The sequence below is a fragment of the Paenibacillus hebaui genome, assembly GCF_051934385.1.
GTDB lineage: Bacteria > Bacillota > Bacilli > Paenibacillales > Paenibacillaceae > Paenibacillus.
In genome coordinates, this window is sequence record NZ_CP196836.1 from 4,008,916 (window position 1) to 4,029,869 (window position 20,954).

Annotated in this window: 16 protein-coding genes and 1 riboswitch; of the genes, 4 read left to right on the forward strand and 12 right to left on the reverse strand. The window is 45.0% G+C overall.

The genetic code is table 11. The annotated features are described in order from the left end of the window. Positions 1–101: 101 nt before the first annotated feature. From ACR32F_RS17690 to ACR32F_RS17715, 6 genes are all read right to left on the reverse strand, one after another. The gene (locus ACR32F_RS17690) at positions 102–1,286 is read right to left on the reverse strand and encodes a PIN domain-containing protein (protein ID WP_440109203.1); all 1,185 of its coding nucleotides are present in this window, start codon (positions 1,284–1,286) and stop codon (positions 102–104) included. Positions 1,287–1,595: 309 nt separating this feature from the next. Continuing rightward, on the reverse strand, positions 1,596–2,165 hold the full coding sequence (locus ACR32F_RS17695; protein ID WP_440109205.1) for a hypothetical protein: 570 nt from the start codon (positions 2,163–2,165) through the stop codon (positions 1,596–1,598). Between the two features lie 144 nt (positions 2,166–2,309). Next, on the reverse strand, positions 2,310–4,883 hold the full coding sequence (locus tag ACR32F_RS17700; RefSeq protein ID WP_440109207.1) for a glycosyl hydrolase: 2,574 nt from the start codon (positions 4,881–4,883) through the stop codon (positions 2,310–2,312). Positions 4,884–5,184: 301 nt separating this feature from the next. Beyond that, positions 5,185–5,808, reverse strand: coding sequence for a LysE family translocator (locus ACR32F_RS17705; RefSeq protein ID WP_440109209.1), 624 nt, complete (start codon positions 5,806–5,808; stop codon positions 5,185–5,187). 270 nt (positions 5,809–6,078) lie between these two features. Continuing rightward, a complete protein-coding gene (locus ACR32F_RS17710) occupies positions 6,079–6,288 on the reverse strand; it encodes a hypothetical protein (RefSeq protein WP_440109211.1) in 210 nt (69 codons plus the stop codon). 136 nt (positions 6,289–6,424) lie between these two features. Further along, positions 6,425–7,702 carry a YCF48-related protein gene (locus ACR32F_RS17715; protein ID WP_440109213.1) on the reverse strand — a complete coding sequence of 426 codons (1,278 nt, stop codon included), beginning with the start codon at positions 7,700–7,702 and terminating at the stop codon, positions 6,425–6,427. Positions 7,703–8,015: 313 nt separating this feature from the next. Here ACR32F_RS17715 and ACR32F_RS17720 point away from each other — a divergent pair, with 313 nt between their 5' ends. Next, on the forward strand, positions 8,016–8,945 hold the full coding sequence (locus tag ACR32F_RS17720) for an L-lactate dehydrogenase (protein ID WP_440109215.1): 930 nt from the start codon (positions 8,016–8,018) through the stop codon (positions 8,943–8,945). A gap of 484 nt (positions 8,946–9,429) precedes the next feature. Here ACR32F_RS17720 and ACR32F_RS17725 read toward each other — a convergent pair whose 3' ends face one another. The 6 genes from ACR32F_RS17725 to ACR32F_RS17750 all read right to left on the reverse strand — a co-directional run bounded on the left by ACR32F_RS17725 (position 9,430) and on the right by ACR32F_RS17750 (position 16,948). Further along, positions 9,430–10,644 (reverse strand): chromate transporter, encoded by a 1,215-nt coding sequence (locus tag ACR32F_RS17725; RefSeq protein WP_440109217.1) that lies wholly within the window; start codon positions 10,642–10,644, stop codon positions 9,430–9,432. Positions 10,645–10,659: 15 nt separating this feature from the next. After that, complete coding sequence (locus ACR32F_RS17730) at positions 10,660–11,604, reverse strand: tyrosine-type recombinase/integrase (RefSeq protein WP_440109219.1); 945 nt, start codon at positions 11,602–11,604, stop codon at positions 10,660–10,662. A 25-nt stretch (positions 11,605–11,629) separates the two neighbouring features. Next, positions 11,630–12,706, reverse strand: a complete 1,077-nt coding sequence (locus ACR32F_RS17735) for a hypothetical protein (RefSeq protein ID WP_440109221.1) — start codon at positions 12,704–12,706, stop codon at positions 11,630–11,632. 240 nt (positions 12,707–12,946) lie between these two features. Further along, positions 12,947–14,386: an amino acid permease gene (locus tag ACR32F_RS17740; protein WP_440109223.1), complete on the reverse strand. Its 1,440-nt coding sequence runs from the start codon at positions 14,384–14,386 to the stop codon at positions 12,947–12,949. A 521-nt stretch (positions 14,387–14,907) separates the two neighbouring features. Then, positions 14,908–16,275, reverse strand: coding sequence for an amidohydrolase family protein (locus ACR32F_RS17745; RefSeq protein ID WP_440109225.1), 1,368 nt, complete (start codon positions 16,273–16,275; stop codon positions 14,908–14,910). Positions 16,276–16,396: 121 nt separating this feature from the next. Continuing rightward, positions 16,397–16,948: a CGNR zinc finger domain-containing protein gene (locus ACR32F_RS17750; protein ID WP_440109227.1), complete on the reverse strand. Its 552-nt coding sequence runs from the start codon at positions 16,946–16,948 to the stop codon at positions 16,397–16,399. A 141-nt stretch (positions 16,949–17,089) separates the two neighbouring features. On the opposite strand from ACR32F_RS17750, the gene ACR32F_RS17755 reads away from it, so the two are divergent. The 3 genes from ACR32F_RS17755 (at position 17,090) to ACR32F_RS17765 (ending at position 20,854) form a co-directional block, all read left to right on the forward strand. Further along, positions 17,090–17,590: a DinB family protein gene (locus ACR32F_RS17755; RefSeq protein WP_440109229.1), complete on the forward strand. Its 501-nt coding sequence runs from the start codon at positions 17,090–17,092 to the stop codon at positions 17,588–17,590. An 83-nt stretch (positions 17,591–17,673) separates the two neighbouring features. Next, positions 17,674–17,827: riboswitch (FMN riboswitch) on the forward strand. Positions 17,828–17,971: 144 nt separating this feature from the next. After that, complete coding sequence (locus ACR32F_RS17760) at positions 17,972–18,952, forward strand: DMT family transporter (protein WP_440109231.1); 981 nt, start codon at positions 17,972–17,974, stop codon at positions 18,950–18,952. A 405-nt stretch (positions 18,953–19,357) separates the two neighbouring features. Further along, the gene (locus ACR32F_RS17765) at positions 19,358–20,854 is read left to right on the forward strand and encodes an amidase (protein WP_440109233.1); all 1,497 of its coding nucleotides are present in this window, start codon (positions 19,358–19,360) and stop codon (positions 20,852–20,854) included. Positions 20,855–20,954: the final 100 nt, after the last annotated feature.

The following is a 20,954-nucleotide window of genomic DNA, read 5'->3' on the forward strand; positions in this document are numbered from 1 at the left end:
GCCTGATCCAACTTCATCGAAAACGCTCCTGGCAGATCAAGGACCGCATGGTCCGCAGCGCGAATATTGTGTTATCGGATGTTCCAGACAACCCTGAAATACTAAGCGAATTTCTTTCTCCAAATCTGTGTTGTTGTTGCATTTCCATGATCATCAACAATATTAGTTCTCCCAAGTGACTCTAAATTTAATTCATTTTTTATCTCACTTAATATTCTACCTACTGCCTTATTTATTGGTAAACCAACGATATAGTCTCCGTTATCAAGTACCCTTACTACATCAACAGTAGTAAATTCATCGTCGACTTCATCGATACTATTAAGTATGTCGTCTACACTTATTGAATATCCTTCTTCAAGTGTATCTAGTGCCGCTCTCAATAGTAAGTTTACTTTATCTTCTTGTTTCGCTTCTTGAACCTTTATTATCTCTTCAACCGCATTAGTTACATTGTTATTGTCATTTGGAATATTATATTTTTGAGATGCAAACTTCAAAAAAAACTGTGGCTTGTAAATTAAGCAATCTAATCCTGAATTAATATAGAATTCATTTATCAATTCAAATCTAGGGCCGATAGTTCTTCCCTTATATTCTTGCCACCAGTCCTCTTTTCTGTCATCAGTTACAAATATAATTGGTTTATTATTTAATTTAGAGTAATTTAAAATCATTGACCAAATAATATAATCATTGTACTTCTCGTTACCAGGTTTTTCTTTTTCATCCATATAACCTGGAGGTATTTTTTTCTCATATCTTATTTTTCCTTCCTTATATATTTCTTCTAAATCCTTATCTGACAACGGCTCACTAACTCTATTATCGAAAATTTCATATATTTGGGCTAATACACTATCCTTATTTAGGTAGTTCACGTCTCTAGCTTTTGACGCACTCAATTTGTCTGTTAATTTCTCTTTAGTTTCTTCAAGTATTGTAATGATTTCATCAACATTAATAGAAAAATGTCTGTCGTTATAATGAGATATTTCATTCTTAATTTTTTCGAAGTTAAACATACGCTCAATTTTTTCATACAAGTTTTCTTGATCTTTTATTACCTCGAGTCTGTTTTTGAAAAACTCATGTCCAACATAATAGGGAATCCAACTTCTTTCCTTCAATTGATTTAACAATCCCAAAAAAACCATTTGAGTAGCTTGGCTATATCTATAGAGATTCAATAATACATTGGTGTCATAAACAAAAATACAATTTTCCCAAACCTGATTGATTTTATCTTCCGACTTCTTTTGATAACCGTAAAATTTGGACTTCATGATAATGCACCTCTTGTTTATTTTCTGGAATTTCCGATAACATCTAATTTATATACTCCGTAATCTCCACATTTCTAGGTAAATATCTGAACTACATCTATAATAACCCAGATACCCTTATATGCGAAGTGTAAAAGAACTACCAGAAGAAGACTAAATAAGCTGCCTCCGGTTAAGTACCAAAAGCAGCTTACAGCCTAATTTTCAGTTTCTAAAAAGTAGCAGCTTGACCCCAAATACCGAGGGTTACTTCATACAATAGACACGAGTACTATCTCAAATATTTAATACCATGCTCGCAGCCGGGTTTCACTTAAACGTCGTTGCAAATCGATGATCCAACAGCATAATCTGATTGACCTGTCCCTCTTCTATCAGCATGAACGATGCACGATATGTGGCCAAATCGTCTTTTTCTGCTTGCAACGACTTTGCATCCAAGAATGTTTCCTTTTGACTATTATAAGCATAATCGATAGTCTCGTCGGATTCGCCCAGAACATGCTCCTTGCCATACAGATTTAGAATCTCTTCGTGCGTCATGCCCGCCTCTGCCCCGCGAGCTGTCTTGAAGTGCCCTTTCGATTCTTTATCCAGAATGATGCCCACGACTTTATGATCCCTATAACCAATGATGATGCCGTTGGTGTATTTATACATTTGATTCAAACCGATTGATGTCCCCTCACCGAGGATTTTCTCCGCCTCTTCCTGACTCATTCCGTACGTAATCTTGTCCTCACCATCGGTTTTCGTCACAGCCATATCCTGTACAGAAAACTCATTTGGATTGAATTTGTTATTACTGCAAGCCGTGATCGTAATGAATAATAATGCCGCAAGAATCCATGTCATTTTGCTCAATTGTCCACTTTTCATGTACTCACCTCTGATGTTTTTCAATATTTTACCATACTATTTAACGAAAACAAGAATTTGTGATAGCACACTTGCCTAATCTAACACAACAAAAAGGGTTGGCGCAGGGTATAAGCCCCGTACCAACCCATGACCCTTAACTAATTACGGCTCAATTCCCCATACAAGCTGACCATCTATATACCCGGTAACCTGTTCGTTATTTGCGAATTGACTGCTGGATGCCTTAAACGAGTAATCGTTAGTCTGGTTGTAATTGGACCAGTTGTTTTTGGAGAACCGTGTCTGAATTTCTGCGCTCTGGCCTGGATTAAGCGTTCCAACCGAACTCGAAAAGCCCACTTCCAGAACATAATCGGCTTTGGCAACCGGAGTCGCCATTTTAACGAATGTACTGGTTACATTTGCACTCCCGATACTGGCCCAGTCGGGCCAGAAACTCTGTGCGTCTTCCCCATCAATCGTATAGTAATACCGCAGTTTTACATCACTTAACTGAATCGCTGAATCACCGTTGTTGACGACTTTGAACTTGGGTGAGATTCCATTGGTGGACGCACTTGTGTTGCCGTTATAGGCTTGGATCGTCAAGTCTCCTGCGGGTACAGGAACACTGCTGTCTGCTACATTTACGGTAAGAACAGCATTATTTCCTCCGCTGAAATGAAAGGATATCGTATTCTTGCTCAGCGGCAACGTGGAAAGATAGGATTTGTTCAAAACAACAGCGGAGCTTGATGCCGTATAATCCTGGCCGGATACAAGTGTATACGTTCCATTTGTTATGCTTGTAAGCTGTTTTCCGTTTAAGGTAAGGGACACGGAAACATCCTGCCCTAGATTTGCTGCTTTATCAAATGTCGCATTCACGGGCGAAATCGTAGCGCTCAGTGTTGAATCAACAATTTTAACTTTTAATACAGGGTCCTGTCCTTGATTAAAATCAAATACGATCGAATGCTCGCCAACTGGCAGCCCGGCCAGAAATTCTTTTTTCAGCAGCAACGTACTTCCGTTTAAAGTGTAATCTTGATTCGCGGTCAATGCATTGGCACCTGCCCGGAGAGCGGTTAACGTATGGCCGTTCGCATTCACGGTTACGGCTTTATCGCTTTGATTGGGCGTGTATTTATCAAATTCGACGTTTACAGGTGTGATGGATGCACTGGGGTTGGGATTGTTAACCTTTAAATTAGGTAGCTCATCCAACGTGATGACATAGTCACTTTGATAGAGCGTCGTCAAGGTGGCCGGACTATTAAAGGCAGAACTCATGAGATGCTCGCCATACCATGGGCAGAAGTAGAGCCATCCCGATTTTTCATCTAACAGATTCTGTACGCTTGGGATGGTATCGTTCTCCGTCATGGCAACCATTTTCGTGCCATCCGTTAAATCAACAAGCTTATAGAAAATGGAGGAGATGGCATCCTCATTCGGTACGCCGGACAAACCATCATTACGGTTATAAATCGTGTTGTACTTATCATAGCCGACAATATCTACCTGATCGTCGCCGGGGTACCATGCAGGAGACGTATTATACACATAGCTGTTGTAGGTCCAGATCAAATTGTGCAAGCCGTACGTCTCCGTAAGTTCGGTATAGAGCAGATCCCACAGTTGTTTGTATACATCAGCGCCTGCGGAAGCCCACCAGAACCACGCGCCTTCCCCATTCAAGCCGCCGTTACCTTCTGCTTCATGATACGGACGGAAAAGAACCGGCACATTGTTATCTTGGAGAATCAGCAGCTGTTCCGCCAGATCCTCAATCGTCATCATTACGTATTGATATTCTTTTGTACCGGGAACCACCGCATTTGCTGTATTAAAATTGGTTTCTGTCGGCTTGTAGGTCGCTTCCTTCCAATCGACAAAGTCCCCGAGCTCATACGTATTGAAATTTCGAGGTACATTGATATGCCAGGAAGCTGTTGCAATGCCTTCACGGTTATTCACCCAATCAATCATGCGATCGGTTGTACCGTCCTCCCAACCATACAACGGATTGTAATTCATCAAATCAAAGCCGCGGATAGCCGGATACTTTCCGGTCAGATCATGAATCCACTCGAATTCAAGCTCCGTATCTCCGTCATTCCCTCCTCCATAGATCTCTTGCTGACCAGAAATGATATTGTTTCCGTATACCTCCGTTAAATAATTCATCAGTAGTTGCGTTTCCGCTGTGGCCTCAGGATCGGTGAGGACAGGTTGCACATCCAAAGGATCAAGATCGGCATAATCCACAGTGAAGGTGTCAAAATAAGCGAATCCCCAACCGGCCTTCAGTTGAATGGTGTTGCTTCCTTGATTTAGCTTATGAAAGCCAAAATCGAAATTCGACCACGCGGTCGTGTAGGGCAGCATATACGATCCCTTGGTAACGCCGTTAACTTTTAAATCTTGAAGCCTGCCGTCTGGACTAAGCTCCTGCATATACCGGGTGGAGATCGCATACATGCCGGTTTCCGGGACAGTCACTGTGAAAGTTAATGTGCCGGAATTCTGCATCCAGACAAATCCACTGCCGGAGAATCCGGGCTTGGGTTGTCCGTAAATTTCAGTCACCACCTGAAGATCGGAGCTGAGCTGAGTGTCTTCGCTTTCAATGGTGAAAAGTGGGGTGCCTGCATGTACGGGCGCTGTCATCAATCCAATGAGCAGAATAAATGCCAGCATCACTGCGCTTGCCTTTTTGAGCAAATTTTTCATTTTCATCTTCCTTTCCATATCAAATAGGATAAAGAATAATCCATCTGCCCAGTCATGGTTGCGCTTTCATAGTAAACATAGCATATGCATTAAATTTTGTGAATATATGGTTATTTAGAATTTCGAGCGAAATTTCTCCTTATTGTATGTGCAGAAAAAATGTGATTTTTTACGGAGCAAATGATCTGGAGGAACTAAGTCTTCAATGGAAACCAATTCGTAGGATTTCTGTTTTTCGCGGTTGGAACGTAGCATACCACACCAGGACTGGCTCATCAGCCAGTCCTGGTGTGTTTGTATTTTATTTTTGTGTGAATGCGATTTTCAGCCCGATGAGTGTAAATAATGAACCTTGAATATAGTTGATTTTTTTAGAAAAAGTGGGGGTTTTCCGAAGAAAAGAGCCTACCTTTCCAGCAAAAATGCTTATCAAACCAAAAATCACCAAGGTCTGCACCAAGAATACCACACCAAGTACCAGCATTTGAATGGATACGTTGCCACTTTCTTGGTTTATAAATTGTGGCAGAAAGGCCAAGAAGAACAGTGATATCTTTGGATTCAACACATTCATGATCACACCTTTTTTGTACAATGCTTTGTAATTCAGGGATTGCCCACTCTTAAGTTCAAATCCTGAGTCTTTTGCTCTAAACGATTTATATGCCAAAAACAAAAGATATGCTGCCCCAACGTATTTGATTACCGAAAATGCTAAGGAAGATTGGTAGATCATCGCGGCGAGGCCGAAGGTTGCTGCTAAAATATGAACCAACAATCCTGTGCAAAGCCCTAAAGTAGTGAATATTCCTGCATTCCTACCTTTTCCTATGCTTTGGGCCAATGTAAACATGTTGTCGGGTCCAGGCATAATAGTGAGCAACACTGCTGTTCCCAGAAAGGTTAAAATGGTTTGAAGCTCCATCAAACTCCCCCCTTTTTATAGTCAAATTATAGACTACACTATATCTAAAGGGCATAGCAATTGTGTTGAGTCGGCTTCCTCGTTTGGATGGCCATCATATTCATGCGTACACTCACTCGATGTTTGTTCTCCGCTCCTTTCAGGGTTCATCCCTTACGTCATAAATAGTCACGGAATAAATCAATAAAAAATGAGTGTCCAATAAAAAAGCCCCCAATCCATCGGGGGCATAACGTTGATACAACAGCACTTTTCCATTTATTTCGTAAATTATGCGTACATCAGATCCATGAATCCGCGAGTTACTTCTTCACCATCTGCCTGTTCCGTCTCGTCTGTTTGTGCGTACTTTGCCATGCAGGCTTTAACTTCTTCCTCGGTTGTACAACGGTTGGCATCATCACATGTGTAGCATAATTGAAGCATATATCTGGTTAATTCGTCCGCCTGCGTGAATTGAGCTTGTTCGTTCGTTCTCATGTTCATCACTCCCATCTCTTCTTGAATTCAATATAACATCATTTGAAGGGATTTATTGTGATTTTTTTCACAAAGTATTAAAAAAGAAAAGAAACCCGCAGGTTCCTCTTCTTACAACACGCTATTTATCATGTGTTTATAACACTTTCCAGTGAACACCGCCGTCTACGGTTTGTAACAGTAGTGACCTTTTGGCATCTGTGTTTTCGACCAGAACCCAGCCTAATTTTGATGAAACCATCTGAACCTTCACAATTTCCGGATAGTCTTCGAGAATGCCATCCAACACTTGACTTACAGGCAGTGCTTTCCAAGTTTTCCCGGAATCCTTCGTATGATAAGTCTTGCCTTTCTGCATAGCCCAGCCTTCCGAAGCGTTCAGAAAGACAGGTACGAGGTTACGGTTGAGTCCGGTTTGTTTCATCAAACTAAACGTGGAGAGCTGCCAGCTTACTCCCCCATCTGTAGTGAAGAAACCGTTATATTTGGTGCTTTCCCCCTGTGAACAGGAGAATGGCATCCAAGCTCCCTCAGCCTCACGTCCAAAGAACTGTGGTGAGCTGATGTTGAAATTACCACATCCGTTGAATTTGTTACGATCAAAAAATGACGGTCCTGCCTTCCAGTGTTCACCGCCATCAGCTGTGACATACAGTTTAGGCGTACCAAACTCAAGAACGGTCAGGAACCCGTGATTCGAGTCCGAGAACGTCATGCCTGTGGTGTACCCCCGTGTAGGAATCTCTGCCGATGCGGATTTGCCGTCTGTATCACTTGATGCCATCTGGTTCCAGGTAATACCGCCATCCTCCGTAAAATACAACTTCTTGTCCTGCTTGCCAATCGAAGTATCTAACGTCGTTAGTATCCAGCCCTTTTCGGGAGATACAAATGAAATCGCAGTAACCTTGTCCGTCTTGGACAAGGAAGATAAACTCCAGCTCGCTCCCCCGTTGTTCGTGCGAAGCACCATTGTATCCGTTCCGCCCATTCCTTCACGGACAATCCATCCATGTGTACTATCTACAAAATAAATGCTTTGACCATATTGCGGATTAGCGGGAAACTGAACATTCTCCGAAGGCGAAATATTGATCCAGGTAGCTCCCTGATCCTGAGTGTAATACAGACGCAGGGCATTCCGCGTCACTCCCCATGCCAATCCCCCGTTACCATTCAGCAACTGAAAGTCGGTTAATCGGGTCTGAATCTGGTATTTCGCCATGTCCGCAGATTCAGTACTGTTTACAGGAGGAACGACCGTAAGGGTTTGACCCGTATTCACGACATCTTCCGGCTCTTGCGGCGGCTCAGCCACCGGGGTTTGTCCTGTATCCGTGCAGGCAGCCAGAAGAGCTGCTATACCTATAGACAGCAGTGCTGTCTGCGCGATTTTGATCCATTGCGAACGCAAGTGGCTTCCACCTCTCTCATCCAATAAGCAGGCGCGCATGCCTGACCATTCAAGTTGTTTTTACGATTCATCCGAATCCACTGCTCCTATTCTACCACAAACGATGTCGAAAAGGGTCATCCCCACTCCAGGCGAGCAGATAGCGGTCCATTTCGATGAGGCGCTTCTTTTATAAATCGCAAATCATGTTTTTCGACAAGATATTTCGTAAAGAGACATCGAATGTGAAAAAGTTTATAGACATCACTCGCTTTTCTTGCGTGTATCCCTTAATATGGATGGAAGTATACCCAAAAAAGGAGATGTTATGAAAATGGCAAATAGTGCAGTGCTGAAACCAAGCCGTGTCGTTATTGTAGGCATGGGTGCGGTAGGAACAACAACGGGATACACGCTGATGTTAAGACAGCGTTCGTCCGAGTTGGTATTTGTGGATGTGAATCATGATAAGGCTACCGGTGAAATGCTGGATATGAACCACGGTCTTCCGTTTACCGGAGGCGTGAAAGTCTGGGCTGGCGATTACTCGGACTGCAAAGATGCAGACATCATCATTATTACTGCGGGTGCTTCCCAGAAACCGGGAGAGACGCGAATTGATCTGCTGAAGAAAAATGCAAGCATTTTCAAAGACATCATTGAGCGCATTACTGAGGTTAATTCCCATGGTATTTTATTGATCGCTACCAATCCTGTAGATATTTTGTCCTATACTTCATGGAAACAAAGCGGATGGCCTGCTTCCCGTGTAATCGGTTCAGGCACATTGCTGGACAGTGCACGTTTCCGTTATCTTATTGGTAAAAACAAAGGTATCGATCCACGCAGTATTCACGCGCATATTATCGGTGAACACGGAGATTCCGAAGTGCCGGTGTGGAGCATCGCGAACGTTGCAGGTACAGACCTGGAGCTGGATGAAGAAACACAGCAGGATATCTTTGAGCGGACCAAAAATGCAGCGTATGAGATTATTAATGCCAAAGGCGCTACTTCCTACGCAATCGCGCTTGCTTTGGATCGTATTGTAGCTGCCATTCTTGGCAATGAAGGTTCTGTTCTGAACGTATCTACGTTGCTGGAAGATTACAATGGCGTATCGGATGTCTATCTGGGCGTTCCTTGTGTTGTAGACCGCAACGGCGTGCGTGAAATTCTGCCACTTCCTTTGAATGAGACGGAGAAAATCGCTTTCCAGGCATCCGCGAACAAGTTGAAGGAACAGATTGCCGGACTGGAGTAATCCAGCTAGGCAATCAATGAAGTGTTGATCCAATCAGTACAATGAAAGTTCATAATTTATATAGTTAAAAGGGCCATTTGTGTCTTCCTTAGAGAAGATTCGAATGGTCCTTTGGTCTTATCAGGATCATGTATGAATAATGGCTGGCTGTTAGTGGCATATCGCTGGATTCGTTCTTTTCTATTTTTCTCAAGTGTGCCATCCAGCACACGTTACGCCACCATCAGGAACTGTTCTACCAAATCAGCAACTGATCCATTGACCGTCTTATTACCAGTTTCATTGGAAGTTTGATTTAAGATTTCAATTTCCACAGCACTCCTTATAGTTTACATAATAATAATTACGTTTTTTTCATTAACTTAATCTTGTATTTCTGCCTTGTTCCTTTGAATAGAAAATTCCCAACGATGCTAGCGCTTCCAAAATACCTTACAGGAAAAGAAAGGATGGAATCCTTTCTTTTCAGAGCTTTCGCTTCCCCCTATATTAGCTCTATTAGCATACCTCCGATGATTCCGGCAACGACAATGACCCAGGGCGGACATTTCCAGAAGGCAAGCATAATAAACAAAATGGATACCAACGAGAAATCAGCTGGTGTTACTATGGCTGTCGTCCACAGCGGTTGGTAGAGCGCAGCAAGCAAAATGCCAACCACTGCTGCATTGACACCAGTCAAAGCCCCTTGTATATGCGGATTTTTACGAAGAGCACTCCAGAAAGGCAGCGTTCCGATGATAAGCAAAAAAGCTGGCAAAAAAATCGCTATAGTAGCAACGAATGCACCTGAAATCCCCATTGTTATGGCACCTAGATAAGAAGCAAACGTAAAAAGTGGACCTGGCACAGCTTGAGTTGCACCATATCCAGCCAGAAAATCATCCTTGCTCAGCAATCCCCTGGGTACCAACTCCTGTTCCAGAAGGGGGAGAACTACATGTCCTCCACCAAATACCAGTGAACCCGATCGATACATATAATCGAATAAGGATAACCACTCGATCCCCGTAATTTCCCGCAATAACGGCAGTGCCATGAATAGACCGAGAAAGATGAACAAACACAGCACGGCGACGGTTCGGCTTATCGGAACTACAAGATCAGGAACGTGCGGAGCGGGTGATTTCCGGTAGAGCCACCAACCAAGCAATCCTGCAAACAGAATAAGAACCACCTGACTGTATAAGGCTGTCCATAGTAAAGCAACAATAGCTGTTAGCACAGCAAGCGTAACTCTCACTTTATCAGGTGTAAGTTTTTGCCCCATTCCGAGGATCGCATGAGCCACAATGGCTACAGCTACGATTTTCAACCCGCTAAGCCATCCAGCATGACTGATATCAAATCCTTTTAACAGAAAGGCAAACAACACCAAAGCAATCACGGATGGAAGCGTAAAGCCAATCCAGGCAATCAGTCCTCCAACAATACCGGCACGAATTATACCAATACCCATGCCAACCTGGCTACTCGCCGGTCCAGGAAGGAACTGACACAGCCCCACAAGATCCGCATAACTTCGTTCGTCCATCCATTGCCGTTTGCGTATGTATTCATTGTGAAAATAACCCAGGTGTGCAGTAGGTCCCCCAAAGGACGTCAACCCAAGCTTAGTTGATACCAGGAGCACCTCCCAAAGAGAGCGTATTTTCCAATGTGGGGTGTCCGGCTTCAGGATCTGCTTCTCCTCTTCCATGCTGTTACATCTCTCCTAATCATGAAGTGGTTGTGTTACCGCATATGTCGGAAGTTTAACATCCAGCAATGCCATCGCCTCTTCCTTCTCTCGGCTGGTTACGTGTGTGTACACTGTCGTGGTTTGAATCGATGCGTGACCGAGCAGCTCCTGAACTGTACGCAAGTCCGCACCGCGCCGCAGCATCATGGTAGCGAACGAGTGACGCAGCTTATGGCTGGAATAGTTCAGACGCTGATTGGAAGGCGAATCCTGCTGGAAGCGTTCAAACGTTTCCGTGGATATGAGCTGGATACTGCGAATCGATAATCTCTTTCCTTTTTGCGAGACAAAGAGCGCTTCCTCCTTCGCCCGCCACGGCTCCAACCGTTCAGCCAAAGCCTGAGATAACAGTTCGGCAACCGTCTCAGGTACGGGCAGCGTACGCCATTTCCGCCCTTTACCGAATACATCCAATGTACGCCGCTCCGCATTATAGTCTTTGCAGTTCAAGGCATGCACTTCTCCGACCCGCAATCCCATATAACCCATCAACAGAAAAACAGCCAGATTACGTGTACGGTACTTGCCCTCTACGGACTGTAGAAAACGCGTCAGACCACTTTCATCAAGGAAAACGGGAGCACGGTTTTTCTCGGTTTTGGACTTCTTGATACCGAACGCCGGATTATTCGTCAACAATTCCAATTCGATAAGAGACTTGTAAAAGCAATTCACCGCCGCATGTTTCCGATTTCTCGTGGCATCACTAACCCCACGTTCCCGGGCACGGGACAGAAAAGACAATATATGCAGCTTTTTGACCTGCTCCAGTGACTTTCCATTAATAGAGACGAGGAATTCAGCAACGTCACCCGTGTATGATTTCACCGTATATCCCGTGTAACCGGCATCCTTCATCCATATGTGAAAAGCTTCAAGTTCGTCAGCGTACTGCTCCTGAATCTCCTCGGTCATCATCTGTATTCGTCACCACGTTTCTTATTTATTCGTCAATAATTACAACATTAATCAACGGGATGATCGTTTCCGGTCGCCCTTCAGTACGTGTTAATACAAAGGAAGGCAGTGGATTTTCGTGAAGCCCACTCACAGATTCACATATTTGCATGTACAAATCCATATGAAGTGTTTCACCTGCACCTGCCACATCAATTACCGGCCATTCTTTCTGGACACAGGACGGCCAAGACAACAGTTCATTTGCTGGTACGATGCTTAATTGCTGGATGGAGGGCGCGATCCGATATACCCCCTGCATCTCAGGCTCATCGCCAAGCTTGTCCACAACTAGTGTTGAAGCGGATTGCGGATCAGGCGCGGAATAAAGTGAGTAGCACCATGGAGTTACGCCCCAGGCCATAGCCATCAGACCTTCATCAAGCAAAGTATCTGACAGATTACCTTCCCCGAATTTTTCAATCAGATTATGGTTTCCGGGTCCAATCAACTCCTCTACGCGTTGGGCCATACAAGGAAGGTCAGCGAGGATGAAGCCGCCCCTGCCATAGGAGTCAAAAACATGATTGTCCCGACTCCACACTGGAGCAGATGCCGCACTCAACTGTATGCCTTCTGCAGGAAACAGAGAAATATATACGGTTACGACCTGAGCGTATTTGACCATTGCATTCTGTTCAGGCTCCAGCGGACCTTCAGCAATACGGGGTGTTTTTCTATGCATAGAAATTCGTAGCTCGTACTCTCCTTCTGCAAAGTCTGACCATCCTAACTGGACAGGTTGCTCTACCCCTTCAATGGGACCAAGTGAAAATGTACTACCTGGTTGCAAGGATACGGTGTATTGTACAAACGAAAGCTCCTGACCATAGATCACACTGGCATCTTGTCGATCCACCGGTGTATCGATATGTTGTGCAACTACGGATACTTTACGTCCATCCTTCAAGCAGCGCTGCGGATCAATCTCCAAATGCAAGCTATCCGCCTCTCCCGAATGCGAAACAATCATCTGCGCCTCTGCAAGTACGGCTGAGTCAGCCAGTGCGAATCCAAAATTCGAGTTTCTGTGTTGTTGATTGGTATGTAAATGTGTGTTCATGATACATCCCCTCTCTTATGACTGATGGCATGTCACACCCCCAAATATATTTCATATTTGGCTTAACCGCAACCCCGGTACCCAATTACTAGTACAGGCACACCACTTATTACATACCCATATATTTCTTACTCCAACTCGGATTTTTCTATTTCCAACTCACTACGATCATGAAAAAAATAAAAATCCCCATCCCGCTTCGCCTGAGCGCTTTAGGATGAGGAAGGATTACCTGCTTGTCTACTTATCCTGTGATTTGAATGCGTTGGGTATCCGCCGTGCCAGGTTCAGATGACTATGATGACGACCATAGGCAAAGTAGATGATTAATCCAACCATCAACCAAGCAAAAAATGTAATCCAGGTCAGAGCAGTAAGACGTGTCATGAGATACATACAGCCCACGGCGCTTAGAATAGGGATCAATGGTACAAAAGGAACGCGAAATCCTCTTTTGAGATCCGGGTTGTTTTTACGTAATACAATAATCCCCAGACTTACAACCGCAAAAGCAAACAGCGTGCCGATGTTCGTTAACTCCGCCAGATGCCCGAGAGAGATGAAACCCGAGAATAAAGCTACGATGATTCCTGCCACCCAAGTTCCTGTAGCCGGTATTTGGCGTTTGCCACTGACCTTGGAGAATACCGGAGACAACAGGCCGTCCCGTGACATGGCATAGAGCAGCCGTGTCTGCCCATACATCATCACCAGTAATACGGTAGTAATCCCGGTAATCGCACCGAGGGAAACAATCCAGGACAAACCTTTCAGCTGCACAAATTCAAACGCAAAAGCAACCGGATCACTCACGTTCAGCATATGATAAGGCACAATCCCTGTCAGAATCAAAGATACCACGATATAAAGCACGGTGCAGATTGCAAGTGATGCAATAATTCCAATCGGCAAGTCCCGTTGGGGTCGCTTCACTTCTTCCGCTGCGGTAGAGACTGCATCAAATCCAATGTAGGCAAAAAATACAGTTGCTGCTCCCGCGGTCACACCCGAGATGCCAAAAGGAAGGAACGGTTGCCAGTTATCTGGCTGTACATAGAATACACCTACCCCGATGAAAATCAGCACCACGATAATCTTAATCGCCACCATGATACCGTTCGCACGCGCTGCTTCCTTCACCCCTCGCGTGAGCAGGAAGGTAATGACCAAAGTAATGATCGCAGCTGTGATGTCAAAATAGGTTCCCTTTTCAGGACTGAACGCACTGGTGAGTGCATGTGGCAATTCCAACCCGAATCCAGATAATAACGTTTGAAAATATCCAGACCAACCGCTGGCCACTGCCGCACTTGCAAATCCATATTCCAGAATGAGGTCCCACCCGAGAATCCAGGCGATGACTTCGCCGAATGCGGTATAGCTATACGTATATGCACTTCCCGAGGCGGGTACACTTGATGCAAATTCGGAGTAACATAACGCAGCGAAGGCGCAGATGATACCTGCCAGCAGAAATGATAACACCAATCCGGGACCTGCATATGTTGCAGCAGCAACACCTGTTAATACAAAGATACCTGTACCAATAATCGCTCCAACCCCAAGGGTCATCAGATCGAGTGGGCCCAAAACCCTTTTCAGGGCGCTGTTGCTTTCATGTTCTCCGGAAGCAATCAGTTTTTTTCTGAACAATGAAGATCGTTCCTGGTTTTGGTTCATACACAGTTTCCTCTCAATTTGAAATGATGAATATGCCTTTTGTTTCAATTGCGCTTATTCGCTTCATCTGTTCTATGAAAAAGTCGTTTGTTCTATCTTACCGACCACCTATAGGAAACTAATGATTTCTACACATTGTCGCGTTGCTTGATTAAATTAATTTCGGCAAGTTGTATTATTTTGTGCTTTATGGACGAAAATTATCATGATCTGTTGCACACGGGTGAATATGAAAATGGATTTAAAACAAAACTGCGTATAATTTATATTATGCGCAGTTTTTTGAAGTCTTATTTTCCGATTAAAACGACGTTTAACCCTTGTTATATGAATCCATGAGAAAGAAGGCTCTTTTCGTCTTTTTCCGCTGTCCCTTCCTACCTTATCCTGTCTTAATCCACGATACGCAGGTATGTTAAAGAGCCACATAGCGTTATGTGGCCCTTCGGTTTCTCTTATAGATGAAGATTCATATAAGTATAATCGTGCATCTCATTCTTGCTCTTTCATTTAGATTGCCATTAGGAAAACGGTATTCTCTCTGCATCGGACATCTGATACTGAGTCAACAGATATTCTTTGCTCTGCATCGCCGTATGGCGAATTGCGTCCAGATCCACATGCAGCAGCTTGCCCTCTCGCTTCACAAGCCTGCCTGCCACAAACACCGTATCTACATTGGAAGGATTCGCAAATTGAACGACAGCACCGATCGGATCATATACCGGGAACATATTCAGATCTGTGGTACGAATCATGATCAGATCTGCTTCCTTACCTGGAGTGAGCGAACCGCTCTTCTGCTCCAGCCCTAACGCTTGCGCACCCGCTGAAGTTGCAAATCTCAGTACCTGGCTGGACTGCAAACTCAACTCACCAGGCATCTCACCTTGTTGCAGAAGTTGTTCGTTCATTCTGGAACGTTCAGCCTGAAGTGCAAACTTCATCTGAGAGAACATATCCCCACCTGTGGACGTTACCACGTCAACACCAAGTGTAGGCGTTCCCCCATGTTCAAGGAAGAAGCCTGTTGCCGGATAGCCATGACCCATCATCATCTCAACCTCAGGTGTGACTGACAGGGAAGCACCACGATCAGCCAGCATTTTGTATTCATCCATCCCCATCGTATTCCCATGAACGACATTCAATCGTGGACTCAACAGCCCCGCCTCATACATGTGACTAATCGAGCGATCCACAGATCCCCAACTGCCAAAGCCGACATGCATGGAACAGATCGCATCCAGTTCTTGTGCAAGCTGGATTTCTTTCACGGTTGTATCCCAATGACTGAACTCCGGTCCACGAATGGCCAGTCCGTAGGTGAGCAATTGATCCCGCGACGAGAAATATCGCTCTTTGACTCTTCTCACATCGTTCGAATACGTTAATTGACTATCCCGGTTCCAGTATTCTGTCTCCCCAGGTACACCGTGAGCGAATACTGCCCGAATGCCTGCATCCTGAAGTCCGCGAATCAATTCATCCGTATGCTCTGGGGAATATGGCATGCTCCAATCGAGCACCGTTGTCACCCCTGCGTTCAGCGCTTCCAAGGAACCGAGCAGGTTTGCAATATAACAGTCCTGCGGCCGGAGTTTACTTCCGAGGGCCCCGTAATACAGATTTTTCAAATAGACTGGCAGCGACCAGTTAGTACCTGCTGTTCTCACAAGCGACTCCCACATATGGCGATGCGTGTCCACCAGCCCTGGCATAATAATCATGGATGAAGCATCAATAACCTCTGCATCCGGAATATCCAGATCAGGCTGAACCGCCGTGATCAGCGAATCCTGAATCAGAACATCTGCCCTGCTATACTGCCCAACCCGAGCATCCATCGATAACACACAGCCATTTTTCAACAGATAGCTTGTCTGCACAAGATACATCTCCCATCTAATTATAATTTAAAAGACGATCACACCCTGCATACAAATCTGTGCTGCTTATGACTATTTTTTCGCTAGTATATATACATTATATAGCTGTAGTTAAATATGGTCAATTTTGGGATTTTCGTTTCGCCCGAAACCTTCTGACCTTCATCAGATTCCCGCACATCTTGTCATCACAATACTTCTGCGTTCTGCTGCGGGTATCATCATAGAACATCCAGCGACAATCCGTATTATCGCAGATTCGTATCCTTCTTCCTTCCCCCTCCACCAAAGTCATTGCCATATCAGCAGCAACCTCTGCCATGACCTGAAGCCAATGAGCTTCTGCTGGTATAAGTTGAATTTTTATCCCCTGCTCGGTTGAGGTTAATCTTCTCTTCACATTCCCAGCTTCCATAATGGAGTTCAACCACTGCTGTTCCTGATCAGTTATTGATATGCCTGATGATAGGCGGGCTCCCAGAGCCAGCATTTCATTTCTAACGTTTCTCATCATGAATTCATCTTCCGAGGAAGCCGGAACGGGTGCGTGAAGCTGCCATCGATTCAGAAAGTCTTGCTGCCAGCTCGACTTGCCGAGCCTGTCCTCCGATCGATCCCCACCACGCCAATCATGATAATCACTGTTTACGAAATCAGTCCATAATCTGTCCATACAAGCCTCCGTTTTGTTGTAACTACCTTATATTATAAAAGAAGGTTACACCACGTCTTTAATGTGTTATATTAAGTGTAACCTTATTGAACCATTTTAGCTAGTTACACTACAATTACATTTAAGGAGTGGAATGAAGCAATGACGAGGACAACAGCATTAGATGTGTTACTGATTCAGAAAGATGACTCTTGGGATCAATGTAATTGGATTGTTCCATTATCGAAGGCACTGGAAGGACTTACAGCAGAACAAGCGGCCTGGATTCCACCTTCAGGAGGACTAAGCATATGGCAGTTGGTTAACCATATGTATTACTACAATCATCGCTTGTTATGTCGGATTCAGGGCAATGCTTCTTCTGTGCCCGCTGCGGACTCCAACGAATCTACTTTTGGGCATTCCGGCGATCCTTCCAATACAGTCGGCTGGAATACGCTTATGGAGGATACAGCTCAGTTGGCACAGCAATTGCGTAATCACTTGGCGGCATTAGAGGAGTCCGAGCTTGAAGCTACTTATATGGACTCCGAAGATAAATGGGCACAAGCAATTGCCCGTTGGATGCTTCATGACGCCTATCATGCGGGTCAGATTGTCCTTCTCCGCAGACAGCAGGGAAGCTGGACTATCGTTTTCTAAAAAAACACTTGAACTGCTAGCGCTTACAGGAATAAGATGAACTTATTAATGTTACAGCTTGTTTAACATACTAACGAATTGAATAGGATCTTCGGGGTAGGGTGCAATTCCCAACCGGCGGTGATGTTCTACGGAACCAGCCCGCGACTCGCTGTTTGTACTTAACTAAGGACATTCAGCGACTGACTTGGTGTGAATCCAAGGCCGACGGTACAGTCCGGATGAGAGAAGATCAACACATTGACATGCCGTTCACGGGAAGGCCTCTTTCCTGACGCATGTCCTTGGATAGTCCCCCGTTTATTTGGTTTATGCCAATACGGGGGATTTTGTCGATTTTGCCAACTGAAGATTCCGTGTTCTGACGAAGGAGTCCTGAATATGGAAAAAACATCATCTGCATCAACGGTTTATCGCAAGGAACGAAGTAATACCGGTTTCTGGCTAGTTGTTCTGGGAGCCGCCCTATGGGGTGTCGATCCACTCTTCCGCATTATTTTACTTCACACGATGACATCCACACAGATTGTACTTGTCGAACATGTTATCGTCAGCCTTATAGCCATTCCCGTCTTGTGGAAATTCCGGGCTGATCTGAAAAACCTGCGCGCACGACACTGGATTGCCGTGATCTTTATATCATGGGGAGGATCAGCGCTTGCGACGGTATTATTCACATTGGCACTTACACATAATGATCCGAATACCGTGCTGTTGCTTCAAAAAATGCAACCACTCTTCGCTATTGTTTTGGCAAAACTATTACTGAAAGAAACGTTGCCACGTCGCTTCGGCGGATTATTCTTCATCGCTCTGGCAGGAACGTACCTGCTTACATTCGGCTTCACACTGCCACTTGGTCAATGGGACAACTGGATTCATGCAGGCAGCCTGTTATCTCTGGGGGCCGCAGCCTTATGGGGAGGTTCAACCGTTATGGGCCGACTGATGCTTGGTCAGGCGCGTTACGAAACGGTCACTTCCCTTCGCTTCGTCGTCGCTCTGCCGCTCCTGATCTTTATGACATGGAACGAAGGTGCTCCATGGACACTTCCATCCGGAACAGGTGAACAGGCTGCTGTGATCCTCAATATTCTCGGTCAGGCTTTGTTGCCAGGCTTGCTCAGTCTTCTATTGTATTATAAAGGTCTGTCCTCAACCAAGGCTTCGGTTGCAACCCTCGCGGAACTTAGCTTCCCAATGGCGGGTGTATTGGTCAACTGGATTGCCTTCCGTACGCTCATTACCTGGGAGCAGTTGCTTGGTTTCATCCTGATCTGGGTAGCCCTCTTCGCCATCTCCAGGCAGCAGGAACGCTCAGCGACAGCAGCTGATGCAGCACCGAAGCTGCGAACAGAATAAGTGAATATATTGTTTGGTGGCTAAAATATAAAACTAAAAGCACTGCACATCGAAATGGATGAGCAGTGCTTTTTTGTAAGTAATGATCGTATATCCAATGATTGATCTGTAATCTATCATTGGATATATGATCAACATCGGCTTGATCTTACTCTTATTTAACTATCTGTCTTTCGATTTATCTATAGGACCTTCCATTTATCTGTCGAACCTTCTATCAAGACTATCCGAACTTTGAACCACCTAACCCTCCGATCCTTGGTTTTCATCTTAGCTATTCACATCGAGCTGCATAGTTGGTTCACAGGCGACTATTCGTCTTTTGTCTTTTGTCTTTTGTCTGTTCCGATGGTACGATGACATATGGAATAAACGATGAACTATATTCAGAGAGGAACGATATTAATGTCTTCATTCTCATATACCTCCTATGATGCCGTAGGTTTGGCTGAACTGATCCGATCACGAGAAATTTCCCCGGTCGAAATGCTGGAAGCAGCGTTTGCACGCCTGGAAGAAGTGAATCCGCAGCTTAATGCGGTCATTCGTACATATGAAACCCGTGCTCGTCAAGAAGCCAGCTTGGTACGCCCTGAAGAACAGCCTTTTGCCGGTGTTCCCCTGCTCCTGAAGGATATTTCACAATCTTTGGAAGGTGAATTCCTGACTTCAGGCTCTCGTCTGTTCAGTGAGCATCGCGCATTGCGCAGTTCCAATTTTGTGTCCCGACTTCGCGATGCAGGCTTTATCATCATAGGTCACACCAATACGCCAGAGTTTGGGTTGAAAAATATTACAGAGCCCCGCCTTCATGGTCCAAGTCGCAATCCATGGAATATCAATCACTCCCCAGGGGGTTCAAGCGGCGGTGCCGCCGCGGCTGTAGCTTCTGGTATTGTCCCGCTTGCGGGAGCCAGCGATGGAGGCGGTTCGATCCGTATTCCTGCTTCCTTTAGCGGCTTATTTGGACTTAAGCCAACACGTGGACGCACACCTGTAGGACCTGGTGTAGGTCGGCAATGGCAAGGCGCATCCATTGATTTTGCTCTATCCCGCTCGGTTCGGGACAGTGCTGCCCTGCTCGATACGTTGCAAGTCATTCAGCCTGAAGCGGCGTTCCATGCTCCATTATTCCCAGGAAGTTATTTTGCTGACATGAACTATCCTCATCAACGAAAATTAAAAATTGCGTACACGACAGCCTCACCAGTAGGCACACCTGTTAGTGCAGAAGCCAAAGAAGCTGTCTATAAGCTTGTTCGCTGGTTGGAAGATCAAGGTCATCATGTGGAAGAAAAGCTGAGCCCTGTCAACGGAGTCAGGCTGATGGAGAATTATTACATGATGAACAGTGGCGAGATGGCCGCAATGATCTCTTCCATGGAACGTTCCCTGGGTCGTGTTCTGACCTCCGACGATATGGAGATTGAATCCTGGGTTCTGGCTGAGGCTGGCAAAAAGGTATCTGCTGCTGAATTCGTACATAGTCTGGCTGAATGGGATGTCGCTGCAGCTCAGATGTCCACTTTGTTTGAGCGCTATGACTTCTACGTCACGCCTGTGAACGCATCCGCTGCTCCAAAGGTTGGCAAATTGACGCCTCATGACGAACAGATCCGTAACCTCATGCGGATTAGCGAGCTGGACAAGACCGAGCAGCAGCAACTCATCTATGAGATGTTTGAGCCAAGCCTCACATATACACCCTTTACTCAACTCGCAAATCTGACGGGTCAACCTGCGATGAGTGTACCTCTGCATGTGACACCAGAAGGTTTGCCGATGGGTGTACAAGTCATGGCAACCAAAGGTCGTGAAGATTGGTTATTACATCTGGCTGGTCAGCTTGAAAAATCAGACCTCTGGATTGGGATGAATGGGAACCCCATGTTTCCATCTTAAAAACATCATATGTCAAACGCCAGCAGAGCTATATTGCTGGCGTTTTCACTTTTCAACACTCTTTAAATCACTGTTGCTCAGTAAATGGTTTACATAATAA